The sequence below is a fragment of the Pseudoalteromonas luteoviolacea H33-S genome, assembly GCF_001625695.1.
In the GTDB taxonomy this organism is placed as follows: Bacteria; Pseudomonadota; Gammaproteobacteria; order Enterobacterales; family Alteromonadaceae; genus Pseudoalteromonas; species Pseudoalteromonas luteoviolacea_B.
In genome coordinates this window covers 1-14,097 of sequence record NZ_AUXY01000060.1, presented here as the reverse complement: position 1 = coordinate 14,097, position 14,097 = coordinate 1, and the positions used below count along the sequence as shown (strand labels likewise).

The 14,097-nt window shown below is 41.3% G+C and carries 13 protein-coding genes; all 13 read right to left on the bottom strand.

Annotated features, from left to right (window positions below):
• Window positions 1–55: 55 nt before the first annotated feature.
• The 13 genes from N477_RS07705 to flgB all read right to left on the bottom strand — a co-directional run bounded on the left by N477_RS07705 (window position 56) and on the right by flgB (window position 13,577).
• A complete protein-coding gene (locus N477_RS07705) occupies window positions 56–1,021 on the bottom strand; it encodes a flagellin (protein WP_063363452.1) in 966 nt (321 codons plus the stop codon).
• Between the two features lie 466 nt (window positions 1,022–1,487).
• Window positions 1,488–2,450: a flagellin gene (locus tag N477_RS07700; RefSeq protein WP_063363453.1), complete on the bottom strand. Its 963-nt coding sequence runs from the start codon at window positions 2,448–2,450 to the stop codon at window positions 1,488–1,490.
• Between the two features lie 334 nt (window positions 2,451–2,784).
• Window positions 2,785–4,029 (bottom strand): flagellar hook-associated protein FlgL, encoded by a 1,245-nt coding sequence (gene flgL / locus N477_RS07695; protein ID WP_063363454.1) that lies wholly within the window; start codon window positions 4,027–4,029, stop codon window positions 2,785–2,787.
• Window positions 4,030–4,031: 2 nt separating this feature from the next.
• The gene (flgK, locus tag N477_RS07690) at window positions 4,032–6,059 is read right to left on the bottom strand and encodes a flagellar hook-associated protein FlgK (protein WP_063363455.1); all 2,028 of its coding nucleotides are present in this window, start codon (window positions 6,057–6,059) and stop codon (window positions 4,032–4,034) included.
• Between the two features lies 1 nt (window position 6,060).
• Window positions 6,061–7,053 (bottom strand): flagellar assembly peptidoglycan hydrolase FlgJ, encoded by a 993-nt coding sequence (flgJ, locus tag N477_RS07685; protein ID WP_063363456.1) that lies wholly within the window; start codon window positions 7,051–7,053, stop codon window positions 6,061–6,063.
• 104 nt (window positions 7,054–7,157) lie between these two features.
• Window positions 7,158–8,252 carry a flagellar basal body P-ring protein FlgI gene (locus N477_RS07680; protein WP_063363457.1) on the bottom strand — a complete coding sequence of 365 codons (1,095 nt, stop codon included), beginning with the start codon at window positions 8,250–8,252 and terminating at the stop codon, window positions 7,158–7,160.
• 11 nt (window positions 8,253–8,263) lie between these two features.
• Window positions 8,264–8,944, bottom strand: coding sequence for a flagellar basal body L-ring protein FlgH (gene flgH, locus N477_RS07675; protein WP_063363458.1), 681 nt, complete (start codon window positions 8,942–8,944; stop codon window positions 8,264–8,266).
• Between the two features lie 17 nt (window positions 8,945–8,961).
• Window positions 8,962–9,750, bottom strand: a complete 789-nt coding sequence (gene flgG, locus N477_RS07670) for a flagellar basal-body rod protein FlgG (RefSeq protein WP_023401742.1) — start codon at window positions 9,748–9,750, stop codon at window positions 8,962–8,964.
• An 18-nt stretch (window positions 9,751–9,768) separates the two neighbouring features.
• Entirely contained in the window at window positions 9,769–10,533 is a 765-nt protein-coding gene (locus N477_RS07665) for a flagellar basal body rod protein FlgF (RefSeq protein ID WP_063363459.1), read from the bottom strand.
• Between the two features lie 112 nt (window positions 10,534–10,645).
• A complete protein-coding gene (flgE, locus tag N477_RS07660; protein WP_063363460.1) occupies window positions 10,646–11,998 on the bottom strand; it encodes a flagellar hook protein FlgE in 1,353 nt (450 codons plus the stop codon).
• A 38-nt stretch (window positions 11,999–12,036) separates the two neighbouring features.
• On the bottom strand, window positions 12,037–12,714 hold the full coding sequence (locus N477_RS07655; RefSeq protein ID WP_063363461.1) for a flagellar hook assembly protein FlgD: 678 nt from the start codon (window positions 12,712–12,714) through the stop codon (window positions 12,037–12,039).
• A 15-nt stretch (window positions 12,715–12,729) separates the two neighbouring features.
• A complete protein-coding gene (gene flgC, locus N477_RS07650; RefSeq protein WP_063363462.1) occupies window positions 12,730–13,161 on the bottom strand; it encodes a flagellar basal body rod protein FlgC in 432 nt (143 codons plus the stop codon).
• 2 nt (window positions 13,162–13,163) lie between these two features.
• The gene (flgB, locus tag N477_RS07645; RefSeq protein ID WP_063363463.1) at window positions 13,164–13,577 is read right to left on the bottom strand and encodes a flagellar basal body rod protein FlgB; all 414 of its coding nucleotides are present in this window, start codon (window positions 13,575–13,577) and stop codon (window positions 13,164–13,166) included.
• Between the last annotated feature and the right edge of the window lie 520 nt (window positions 13,578–14,097).

Sequence of the window (14,097 nt, the reverse complement as noted above, 5' to 3'; positions counted from 1 at the left end):
ACCAATAAAGTGAAAGCTTTAGCTAAATTTGCAAATATTTTTAAAAATTTATTAATTAACCTTGTAAAAGACTTAATGCAGCCTGAGGTCGCTGGTTTGCTTGACCTAAAATTGTTTGGCTAGCTTGCTGTAAGATCTGGTTTTTAGTAAGTTTAGCGGTTTCCATAGCAAAGTCAGCATCTCTGATCCTAGATTTTGCAGCCGCTAAGTTTTCTGAAATATTGGACTGGTTTCGAATCGTAGACTGGAATCTGTTTTGAACTGCACCAAGCTCTGCACGCTTTTTGTCAACTACGGCGATCAATGCATCCATACCTGCCATAACAGCCTGAGCATTTGCTTGTGACGAAACACTGATTCCACTTGCAGTATAAACCGCAGCAAAAGTCTTTTGATCTGCTACCGTTCCTATCGCGGTACTAATCGTTGCTGTTGTAGCACTTAATGCCGCACCACCAACGCCACTTGCAACACCTGCAACACCAGATAGTGTGAAGCCGCCGTTGTCAGCCAGTGAATTAGCTGTAGAACCAACATATTGCATACTGAAGCCAATTGTCTGAACAGCATCAGCACCCACTTGGAAATTAGCTGAATAACTACCGTCTAACAAGTTTTGACCACCAAAGGTCGTATCTGAAGCAACACGGTTAACCTCTGACGCTAGCTGCCTTATTTCCTCTTGTATTGCCAAACGGTCTTCATCAGTATTTGAACCGTTTGCAGCCTGTTGTGAAAGCGTACGTATACGCTGGAACATGCTTGTGATTTCATCCATGGCACCCTCGGCAGTTTGAGCCAAAGATATACCATCGTTAGCATTTCGGTTACCTTGGTTTAATCCAAGTATTTGCGACTGCAAGCGGTCAGAAATCTGTAAACCTGCCGCATCATCAGCAGCACTATTAATACGTAGGCCAGATGATAGTCTCTTAAATGACGTATCAAGTTCTACGCCTGATTGTTGCAGCTGTCTCTGTGCATTCAACGAGCTGACGTTAGTATTTACAAATAAAGCCATGATTCACTCTCTCTATTCAAAAGCTCTTATGAAGAGCTATTTATTCGTCTAAGAGGCAATCCAAATCATTAAATGTTTTTTAACGATGGGGCAATGGACTGCCACTTAACACAACTTTTTAAAGTTTGAATATAAGAAAGCAAACAGCGTGCCAAAAATAAAAATTAATATTTGACGCTTATTTAATTTAAAGATGAGATAAATAAAAGCAAGAGGGATTTATTTTAAGACTTTGAATTTAAAAATAAAAAAGGAGGCGGCGCCTCCTTTTTTGAAAGTTTGAGAGTGAGTGTCAATATTTTATTCTAAATATTGGCACGGAAAGTGCTAACATTAATGTGTTCATTGAATACATGAACTGTTTTGGATTTTAAGCTCCTCCGCTTTATCATCCAATTCTGGTGTCTGTGTTAATACCCCATCAAGCACAGACACCACTTTCCTCCGCTTTATCAAGCTCCTAAGATTAACCTAGAAGACTCAATGCTGCTTGTGGACGCTGATTTGCCTGACTTAAAATTGTTTGTGATGCCTGCTGAAGGATCTGCATTTTAGTTAGGTTAGCTGTTTCAGTTGCGAAGTCTGTATCTTTGATACGAGATTTTGCAGCTGAAAGGTTTTCAGCGATGTTTGATTGGTTACGAATAGTCGATTGGAATCGGTTTTGTACCGCACCTAGCTCCGCACGCTTTTTATCAACAACTGCGATTAATGAGTCAACCCCAGCTAGTACTGCTTGTGCATTTGCTTGAGATGACACCGAAATACCACTTGCAGTGAATACTGTAGCAAATGTAGCGTTATCTGCTGATGAACCAACTGTCGTACTGATCGTACCGGCTGTTGCTGAAAGGTTTGCACCAGTTACCCCACTGGCTACACCCGCAATGCCTGACATTGTAAAACCAGCGTTAGCTACCAAGCTATTATCAGAGCCACCCACTGTTTGCATACTAAAACCGATGGTTTGTACTGCATCCGCACCGACTTGGAAGTTTGCAGAATATGAGCCATCAAGTAGGTTTTGACCACCGAATGTGGTGTCAGCAGCAACACGGTTCACTTCTGATGAAAGCGAGCGTATTTCCTCTTGGATTGCTAAACGGTCTTCATCCGTATTTGAGCCATTCGAAGCTTGTTGCGCTAGCGTACGAATACGTTGGAACATTGAAGTTACTTCGTCCATCGCCCCTTCTGCCGTTTGCGCCAATGAAATACCGTCGTTCGCGTTACGGTTACCTTGATTAAGACCGTTAATCTGTGAAGTTAATCGGTCTGAAATTTGTAGACCTGCTGCATCATCAGCTGCGCTGTTGATTCTGAAGCCTGATGATAAACGTTTAAATGAAACGTCTAATGCATTGCCTGAATTATTTAACTGTCTTTGAGCATTCAATGAACTTACGTTAGTATTTACATAAAGTGCCATGGTAATTCTCCCACTGTAAACTGAGTACTTACTCTCAAACTTGTAACTCTCTGCGCCTTCGAGCTAAATGAACTGTCCGGCTTGGTTAATTAAGTTATCGGACGGCAAAAAGTTTCCTTTAGACTTTTTTTAAGTTTTTTTTCAAGGCATTGAAAATATTGAGATTATTTTGTTTTTCCCGTGATTTTTATGGCAAACGGTAAATGCATTCCGCATGAGGAAACAAGTTTATTACTATATATTTTTTAAATAAAACTAGTGAGTTAGAGTAGAAAATTGAATATTTGGTGGGTTTAACTAAAAAAGCCGCCAAACAACTGGCGGCTAATAGGTATTAGCGAATATAGTCGAGTAAAGATAGATTAGATAAGCGTCCATACGTTGCTTGAGATGCTTGCAATTGCGTTTCATGTTTGGTCAGCTCTGTAATCGCTTCCGCCATGTCTAACTCTATCAAATCTGCTCGCGCAATTTTATTATTAATATCTAAGTCAATATTGGCGTCAGTGATCCGGGTAGCTGTGTTCTTTCTTCCTCCAAGGCCAGATTGCACTTGAGATACTCGGTTTTTTGCATTCTCTAAACCAATCATGGAGTCAGCCAAAACTTGTCGATAATCCTTATCAGACAAAGTCGGATCTTGCACAGCATTAATTAGATTCTCTAGTGTATTTAATACATTGTCTTTTTCAGGCTTTTCTAACTCAAACGTAATCGTATCAGCAGCCCCCGCAGTGCCAGTAAAACTAAACTCCATCCCAGCAACCTTGATATTATTTTCTGTATAGGTACCGCTTTCAAAAACTGTTGCGCCTTGCATCAAACGATAACTAGGCGGTGCAGTCGTGCCATTTAGCTCCAACTGAAAGTCGTTACTACCTGCCGGTGCAGTTGGATCTGGATTAAAGTTAGATTTGTGAAACAAATCAAAAGGGCCTTGTTGAGTGACATAAACATCCGCACTCACAATACCACCTGTCGGTGTTGCTGTATTGCTCACAACATTTAAGCGCTGTTCAACACTCTCAAACACATCATAGCCATTATCACTTGACTTTATTTCTACGCCTTCTGCCACCTTTATTTTGTGTTGGCCTTGGTCTCCTCTGTATGCATATCGATTATTATTGCTATCGAAGTCATAAGTTCTCGTATTATCCTGATAACCTGAAAATAAGTAGCGACCATCTTCCGTTTTTGCATTCATGAGTTCTAGTACAGCAGTCTGAATGGCTTCTAACTCTTCAGATAATGACGCTTTATCTGGTGCAGTTAATGCACCGTTACCTGCGTTTACTGTCAGCTCAATTGAACGCTCTAATGATTCCTTGATATTTTCAAGAACACCTTCCTGGGTATCTAAACGACTTTTTAGCATCGTTAAATTTTTCGTATATTGCTCATTCGTCTGTATCTTATCTGAATAAAGTAGCGACCTCGCCATTGCTGAAGGATCATCTGATGCCGTTAATACCCGCTTCTGAGTATTAACCTGCTTCATTGAATTATTGACTTCTTGCTGACTATTTAAAATAGAATTCAAGTTGTTCTTAAAAATCATATTATGAGATAAACGCATAATTACCTCGCAGCATTAATTAATGTATCAAAAACAGTTCGCGCTGCACTCAAAATCTGTGCAGATGCCGTGTATGACTGTTGAAAACGGAGTAAATTTGCCGCCTCTTCGTCTAAATTTACACCAGCAACTGATTCAAACCACGCTTCTGATTGCGCCGCAAGTGCGTCATAGGCAGCACCATTAGTTTTTGCTTGGTTAGCAACAACGCCTATTTCTGTGACCAAGCCCGCATATGCTTCATTAAACGTCTTATGATTATCCGCCACGGTTGTTGTAACCACATTCTGACGTACTAACTGTCCTGACTGTAATTGGCTGAGGATCAATCCATTGCGGTTGTCATCAAAGCCGCCTTCATTAAATTCAATCGTGTATGTATCACCAGTAGCAGGCTCCCCATCTATATCGAAGTCAAACCCATAATTTGCATACACACCACCAGCGGACGCCAAAATATTTTCTCTTGGTGCCGCAGCTGTAAATGTTGTCGTACCGTTACCATCCGTAATAGTGTATTCATCTGGATTGCCAGTTTTCTGTATGGTAATCGTACCTTGCGCAAGCGACGGTGGATTTGTCGCCGCAAAATTACTGGTAGCAGGATCGGTATTGGTCACTGAACCAACAGAAATTGTCGCATTACTTACATTATCAGCTGAGGATTCAGTTCTGATCGGTGAAGCTAAGGCGACGCTTTCTGGTCTATCTGTTGCTAACGACAATGTCCCAGCGGCTGCTGAATTAAGCTTAATATCAAAAATATCTCCGTCATTGGGTAGCGCAGCAGCACCGCTTACATCAGTGAAGTTAATTTGCAAACCATATAATTCAGTTCCAGCTGGTGCTGTTGTCGAATTTAATGGATCCGTATAAGCCACATTTGTTGGAGTGCCGATGGTATTACCATATGCATCGATTGCCGCAATGGTTACATTACCTGCGTTATACGTAACTCTAAAATCTGTTGCAGGGATCTGATCACCTTTTCCTGGCTCTAGCGTTGCGGATAACTGAGTTGCACTGGTGTTCGTCCGATGCGGAAAACCAGACGTGGTCGGTATCGAAAATAAATCCCCTCCCAAGTTACCATCCAAATCCATGCCTAATCTATTCTGTTGGTTGAATGCATCAGCAAGAGATAGTGCAATTTGCCCCAATTGATTTTGTGCTGGGACTAAAATTTCATCTCTAAATGCCAACAGTCCACCAATTTTACCTTGAAGCTTTGTTTGATCGACTTCTAATGCAATGGCACTGCCCTGTGTAACATCAAGCGTTAACTCTTTTCTATTTGGATCTGGATCCCCATCAAGAGAAAATAAATTAAATGTGCCATTCTCCATCACTACAGCTTGACCCGTACCAAGAAAAACTAATTTTTCACCATTTGAACCATCAAGTACCTCTATATCAACGAGTTCAGATAGCTCTTTTATTGATTGGTCGCGCTCATTCAGTACAGAATTAGCATTATTGCTATCAGGATTAGCGTTAAGCGCGCCGACTTGGCCGTTAAGATCACTAATTTTTTGAATTAAGTTATTTGCTTCTTGCGAGTATATTGCGAGCTGCTCATTAACAATATTACTTTGATCAAAAACGATACCTGATAGACGATCCATTTGATCAATCATATTTTGTGCGTCGGTCAAAAATAGAGAACGTGTTACCGTTGAAGAAGGCAAATTCATTGCTTCTTGCAAATTATTAAATAAAGAGTTAATACTGGTGTTTAAGTTATTCGACTCTTCACCAAATAATGTATCTACACGTGCAGATTCAGTCACAAACTGTTCATAGTAAGACTGGCTGGAGATGTCTCTGTATAATTGCTTTTGCGCAAACTCATTTATTAGACGAACGGTTTCACCTCGCCCTACCTGATTACCAACTAAAGTTGAGTGCTCTGTTCGCTCACGGACATACCCGACTGTATTTAGATTGGCAATATTTCTACTGGTCGTTTGCAATAACTCACTACTTGCTCTGACGCCAGAAGTACCAATGTTCATCAAGTTAAAAGACATATTAGTTTACTCCTTGACGCATAAACGATGTCACTGCGGACTGAAAGTGCGAGCCGCCTAATACATTTTTTATCTTGTTGGCATAATTAGGATCGGTTGCATACCCAGCTTGTTGCAAAGCGTCTAAATATTCACTAGGTTTAGCCGCTTTTTTGAGGGCGTCTTCATAGCGGGGGTTAGACTGTAAAAAGTTTACGTAATCACTGAAGCTATCTTTTAGCGACTCGTAAGCACGAAAGTTTGCTTGTTTTTTAACAGGTAAGCCCTGTTCAAATTCGAGTGTCATTTTACTGGCACTGTCTCCTGTCCAGCGGCTATCCGCTTTGATATTAAATAAATTAAAACTACTATTTCCGTCAGGTTTTGCTATCACATGCTTGCCCCAACCCGTTTCTAAAGCGGCTTGTGCTACCATAACAGCAGGGTTTAAGCCTATTTTTTCAGCAGCTGATTTCGCGTAACCCCACAAAGTATTGATAAACTCTTCAGGGCTTTCAAAAGCTTGGGGGTCAGTTTGTTGTTGCTGAGCGACTTCTTTAGGTGCTGACGTAGTCAACTCAGTACTGTCTGGGGTATTTGTATGTGGAGCTTGGCCACTGGCTATTTTATCGCTTTGGATCTCCGCCCCTGTGCGAATAACTGAAGAAGGCATATAACCATCTTTTTGCGGAGAAAGTTGCTGAACAATCAAATCAGCTAAGCCTAAACTACCTTTACCTGACAGCTCTAGTGCCATCTGTTGGTCATGCATGTCTCGGTAAAATTTAACACTGCTCGAATTGAAAGGACTATCTTTGTCTTCAAATGCTTCATTGGCTTTACGCATACTGCTCAATAGCATTTGCGTAAAAATTGATTCAAATTGCTCCGCAGCCTTTTTCAACGCCTGCTTTGATGCATCACCGTCCCCTGCACTCTTTAATGCATCCTGTCTCAATGAGTTCAGGTTGTTCAAATCAAAAAAGCTTTGATTGTGTGTAGGGTCAGTATTCATGGTCAAAAACACGTCGTTAAAAAATGAATACTTATACAAATGCAAATATTAGGCCAAAAAAAAGCCTCATAAATATGAGGCTAACTTTCTGATTATAAAACAAACTAAATAACGACTAATTGACCATGAATTGCACCCGCTTCCTTTAGTGCTTCTAATATCGCCATCAAATCACCAGGGGCTGCACCAACCGCATTAATTGCACGAACTAAGTCATCCAAACTGCTACCTGGGTCAAATACAAATGCTCTCGAGTCATCTTGATCAACATCCACAATACTTTGTTGCGTAACAACTGCATCGGCATCGGTCAAGGGCTGTGGCTGTGACACATTTGTTTGCTCTGCAATTGTCACCGTCAAACCGCCATGTGTTATCGCTGCTGGCTGTAATTTCACATCTTTGCCAATTACAATCGTACCCGTTCTTGAGTTAACGATAATTTTTGCCGAAGTATCTGCTGGTTTAAATTCTAGATTCTCAAGAGTAGACAAATATGCAACACGTTGTGATGGATCTCTCGGGGCGATGACTCTCACAGAGGCTGCATCCAGTGCGCTGGCACTATTAGGCCCCACTAATTCATTTATTCTGTCGGCTAAGCGCTTGGCTGTTGTAAAATCAGGTCGATTCAAATTAAAAGTAATGTGATCCCCTTGTGTAAACGGGCTTTTGACTGCTCGCTCGACCATAGCGCCGTTGGGAATTCTGCCAACTGTAGGAGTGTTAATCACCACTCGACTTCCATCTAAACCTTCAGCGCCCAAACCACCTACGATCATGCTGCCTTGTGCTATTGCATAGACATTGCCATCGACACCTTTTAAAAATGTCTGTAACAATGTACCGCCTCTCAAACTGCCTGCACTACCAATAGATGAAACAGTGACATCAATACTTTGTCCTGGTTTTACAAATGGCGGTAAATCGGCATGTACAGCAACAGCCGCTACATTCTTAATCTTCGGCTTTAAGTTACCCGGCAGCGTAATTCCAAAACTGTTTAACATCGCTTTAAAGCTTTGCTCCGTAAATCGGCTTTGCTCCCCTGTCCCCGGCAGACCAACCACCAAACCATAACCTATAAGTTGGTTACTTCTCACCCCTTCAACAACGCTGACGTCTTTAATTCGCTCAGCTTGTGCATTGACCGATATGATAAGAAGTAATGATAAAATAAAACTTTGCAGAATACGCATAATCTACTTCCTTAAAACGGCATTAATGTGCTCATGAAGAATTTAGTTAACCAGCCTGCACTCTGCACTTCTTGCGTCTGACCTTTACCTGAGTACTGAATGCGTGCATTAGCAATTCGATTTGATTCAACCTCATTTTCTGCGGAAACATCTTGCGGCCGCACTAACCCTTCTAAACGAATAAACTCTTCACCCGTATTTAGCGTTAGCCATTTCTCACCGCGGATCACCAAGTTGCCATTGGGTAAAACCCTCATTACATTTACTGAGATGTTACCAAACAAACTATTTGATTGATTCGCTTGTGCATCACCTTGGTAAGAAGAGTTCGCACCCATATCCAGTTGAATAGCGTCACCGCCAATATTGACAGGCGCATTACCAAGGCCTAGGAAAGGGTCCACATTGACTTCACTGTCCTTATCTAATTTAGAATTAGCCGCTTTAGAAGCTTGAGTAGATTCTCTCAGTACAACTGTAATTATGTCGCCGACTCTCACTGCTTTTTTATCTGAGTACAGATCATTTGAATATGAATTGAACAGTGAACCCGTTGTAACAACTGGCTCAGCCTCCATTTCGGGATACATAGGTGCGTAATACGGATCATCTCTAACAACATCACTGTTTTCTGTAGACATGCACCCGCTTAAGCCTAAACCTAACGCAACTACCAATATACATTTACGCATGATCTGCCCTACCCTAATTAAAGTTGTTGATTGATGTAACTCAGCATTTCGTCAACCGACTTAATGACTTTAGAGTTCATCTCATAGACGCGCTGGGTCTCAATCAGGTTGACCAGCTCTTCAGTTACGTTTACGTTCGACGTTTCAAGCGCACCTTGAACCATAGAGCCCAACCCTTCAACACCAGGGTTACCTTGCACAGGGGCACCACTTACAGCAGTTTCTGTATACAAGTTTTGGCCTATCGGTTCTAACCCTGATGGATTGATAAAATCACTGATAACTAATTGACCAATAACTGTGTTTTCCGCCTGACCGTTGATACTTACCGATACTTCACCGTCTTGAGATATGGTGATAGAGTTCGCATTATCTGGTACTGTCATTTCTGGCTGTACAGGGAAGCCTGCACCAGAGGTGACAACACGCCCGGTTTCATCCGTCGTGAACTGTCCATTTCGAGAATACGCAATAGTGCCATCTGGCATTTGTATTTCAAAAAAACCAGGGCCTTGGATCATCCAATCCAACGAGTTTTCAGTGCTTATCATGTTGCCCTGAGAAAAGTTCTTTTGGTTAGCCACTACTTTAGAGCCTGCACCAAGCATTAAACCTGAGGGTAACTCGGTATCCTGTGATGAACGCCCACCGGGCTGATTAATATTTTGATAAAGTAAATCTTCAAAAATGGCTCGGCTCTTTTTATAACCAACCGTGCTGGCATTCGCCAAGTTATTTGAAATAACTGAAATATCAGTTTGCTGAGCATCAAGCCCTGTTTTACTTATCCACAACGCTGGATTCATAATCTATACCTCACTCTCTTAAACTATGCGCAGGAGCGAAGTGTGTCGCTCGTCAATTTCTTCTGCTGACTTCATTAATTTAATTTGCATCTCAAACTGTCTCTGATGGTTTATCAAATCCACCATCTCATGAACGGGATTCACGTTAGACATTTCCAAGTAACCACTCATCACTTTCGCAGTTGGAGATACTTCGCAAAAACCACAATGCCCATCATCAAGCTGGTCTTCTTGTGGTCTAAATAAACCATCATTACCTTTTTCGAGCTGATTATTATCAGCGGTAATTATTTTTAGCCGATCAACAGTTTCTAAGAAGTTTGCAGGAGCACCTTGAGGGCGAACTTGAATAGAGCCATCATCACTAAATACCACTTTGTCGATAGGTAAAGGTAATATAATCGGGCCTCCTTCGCCAATTAATTGACGTCCATGGCTGGTGACCAAAGCCCCATCGCTAGTAATGTTCAAGGTACCTACTTTTGTATACGCCTCTTCACCACTGGCATCCATGACACTGATCCACGACTTCTCATCAACCGCGATGTCTAAATCACGGCCTGTTTCAGCAACCGCGCCGCTTAACATATTAGTGCCAGGGCGTTCTTGCATGGCAAATACCCGTGTTGGCAGGCCTTCACCAAAAGCTTGCATAGATCGAGCTTGAGCAAAGTCGGCTTTAAACCCTGTCGTATTAGCATTTGCTAGATTGTTCGCTTTGAGCGCCACACCTCGCAAGCTTTGCTTAGCACCTGACATGGCGATATAGAGCATTTTATCCATGAGAACGACCTAAAACTGTTCAATATATAGTGATAAAAGCAATATTAGTGCCAAGGTGAGTGTCAAAAAAATAAAAAAGCCGCAAAAGCGGCTTTTTAAGAAGAGATAAATATTATCGGATCTGAAGGATATTCTGTTGTAGTGTTGAGTTCACTTCAAGTGCCCGTGAATTTGCCTGGAAGTTTCTTTGTGCACTGATCAAATCAACTAATTCATTTGTTAAGTTTACATTCGATTGCTCTAATGCTGATGAATTAATTGTACCTAAAGTACCTGAACCTGGTTCACCCGCAATTGGCTCACCAGAGGTTAAACTTTTCTTCCAACCAGTATTACCTGCTTCAGTCAAACCTTGTGAGTTTGAAAATCTCACCATCGCAACCTGCCCTAAGAAGGTTGAATCACCATTACTGTATGACGCAACAATCTTACCATCAGAGCCAATGTCAATCCCTGCAAGTCGGCCTGTTGTCGCACCATCTTGGTCAAGTGCCTTTACTTCAAAACGACTTGCAAACTGCGTCGGTAACTTATTGGTTGTATTCGCTTCATCACGCCAATTTAACTGAATATCTGACGGAAAGGTGGCACCATTAGTTAGTAACCCAGATACATTAGCTGCTGTTAAATTAAGTGGATTGAAGGTTGTACCTGTATTAGGGGTTTCTGCAGCATCAGTATGCTCTGGAAAACCTTGCGCATTAAATCCAAATTCAGTAATGGGTGTTATCACAGCAGGAGCAACAATCTCATTACCATTTGCATCAAAAGGCTTTCCACCTAACGTTGCAAAGACCTGCCATTCATTTGGATCGGTTGTTGGGTCTTCTTTACGGAAAAATAACTGTAAGGTATGTGGCTCACCCAAAGAGTCATATACTGTCGTCGACGTTGAGCTATTATAAGATGCTGTTGTATCTGGATCGAATGCAATGGTTGGTGCCGTCGCTGTCGAATCTAAGTTAAATGATGAATAAACATTTGTCGTTGCTCGAGGCGAACCTGACGCGTCAGGTATTTGCAATGGTGACGACGTACTTAAGCTCACTGATGTTGTATCACCCGTACTTGGGTCAACAGGGAAACCCTGTAAAAAATTACCATTAGCATCAACAATAAAATTATCTTTATTGAGCTTAAAGGCACCTGCGCGGGTGAATGTATAATCTTGGCTACCTAAATCTTCACTAGTTGCAAAATAACCCTCACCTGTTATTGCAAGGTCAAGCGAGTTTTGTGTAAAGTTTAAAGAGCCTTGGTGGAATTGCTGGGCAACCATGGTCGTTGATACACCATCACCATTTTTGGTTTTACCAGCACTGAACACTGACGATGCATAGACAGAAGCAAACTCCGCACGGGATTCTTTAAAGCCCGTGGTATTTACGTTTGCAATGTTATTAGCTGTGGTGTCCAAATCTTTTTGGGCTGCAGCTAGTCCTGTTAAAGCAATATTAAAACTCATACTCTAATACCTCTGTAAATGAAGGTTAAATCTTTTGATTAAGCTATCTCTGCAACGTCAGATAGTCTAACTGCACCAGCTTTAGTGTTAATGACAATGCCCTGAGAACCATTTACATTCACACTATCAATATTTCTAAATGTTGCTGTTGGCAATGACTCAAACTTGCCGTTTGTTTGCCCTTCAGCTTTAATTGTGTATTCACCTGGCGGGGCTGGCTCATCATTATCAGTCAACCCATCCCACTCAAAGCGTGTTGCACCTACGCTTTGCTTACCTAATTCAATCTTTCTAACAAGCTCATTCTTATCATTGACGATACTCAAAGTAAGCTTTTCAACAGGCTCTGTAACAATAATGGAGCCTCTCGCCTGCATGCCAGGCCCGTGCTCAACGGTATCAGACTCAAGCAAAGCTTTCTTACCTATCAATGTCGATGCTTGAAGTGCTGAGTTTGATGTCATCGATGCCGCCAATGATTCAAACTTCGTATTTAAGTTTGAAATACCCTCTGCCATCGTAAAGTTGGTCATCTGGGATATCATCTGATCATTATCAGCTGGTTTACTCGGGTCTTGAAAAGACAATTGCTGAGTAAGTAGCGCAAAGAAATCTTCCTGCTTTAGCTCATCATTTTTCTCAGTTGGCACTTTTTTATCTTGCCAACGCAACGAGTCAACAAAGGACGAAGTTGCGGAATTGACATCATTACTCATCAGCTATACTCCCAATTAGCGCTGACCAAGCAACAGAGTTTTACTTAACATCTGCTTTGCTGCGTCTGCTACTTGAACATTCGTTTGGTACGACCGTGAGGCGGAAATCATATTTGTCATTTCTTCCACCACATTCACATTCGGTTTATAGATATAACCATCTTTATCAGCACTTGGGTGATTAGGGTTGTACTCAACTTGCAGAGGCTTGTCGCTTTCAACAATACCTAAGACCTTAACTCCCACAGACGAACTCAATGTATTAGGATTTGCCGCTGCAGCCTTATTCAATTCGGCTGCAAATACGGGGTGCCTAGCTCTATACACTTTATCCTGACTAGAACTGATGCTGTTTGCATTGGATATATTACTGGCAGTGGTATTCAAGCGTACATTTTGTGCACTCATGCCAGAGCCTGCGATATCAAAAACGTTATATAAACTCATAATTAGGCTCCTTGACCACCACCAAGCGCTTTTTTCAAGCTTTTAAATTTACCACCCAAAAAGTTCAAACTAGCTTGGTACTCTAATGCGTTTTGTACATACAAGTTTCGTTCCACCTGTATATCAACTGAGTTACCATCACCCGTATCTGTTTGATTTGGATTACGAAATAATTCTTCACTGTTAGTCAATCTTGTCCCACCACTAATGTGTTTTTCGTTGGTACGGGTCATCTGATTGCCGCTTTGCTGTGCCGACTTTGCCGCGTTCAACGCTCGGCCAAAATCGATATCTTTCGCTTTGTAACCGGGAGTATCAGCATTTGCGATATTACTCGCTAAGATCTCTGCACGTTGAGAGCGGATCAACATTGTATGTTGATGCACTCCTAGCGCTTTATCAAAACTAATTGCCATAACCAACTCCAAAAATTTGACTATATGCAGGATAATGCAAAAGTAGGACCAACTTTATATTTAATTTTTATGTGGGATTTAATTTATATATATCATAAACTTAAAAAAGACATTAACGAATTGCCTTTGTCAATAATATGTTTTTAACCCTTATATAGTTGTGTTTAGGCAGGTTTTATTCCAGAAGAAGTAAACACTGTGACAATAACGATTCAAAAATGGTACTTTGCTTGAGTTGGCATTCAGATTACTGCAAACAACTTATCCAAAATGTGTAGCATCGAAACAAAACCTAGTAAATAAATCAATAAATTAATGTCAAACTTCGGTATTGTAAAAGCAGATTTTTATTACGTTTTCTTAGGTTTCCCAATCAAGCCACAGTGAAATTTAAAGGCAAAGCCCTCGAATTAGATGCCATGAAAGCCAAGCGATAGAAAGTGGTATGCAGGGCTGTGTATATGGCTTTGGCGGTAGGGTAAAACTCCAACTCATACCGTTCCGCATAAAGATTAAATCA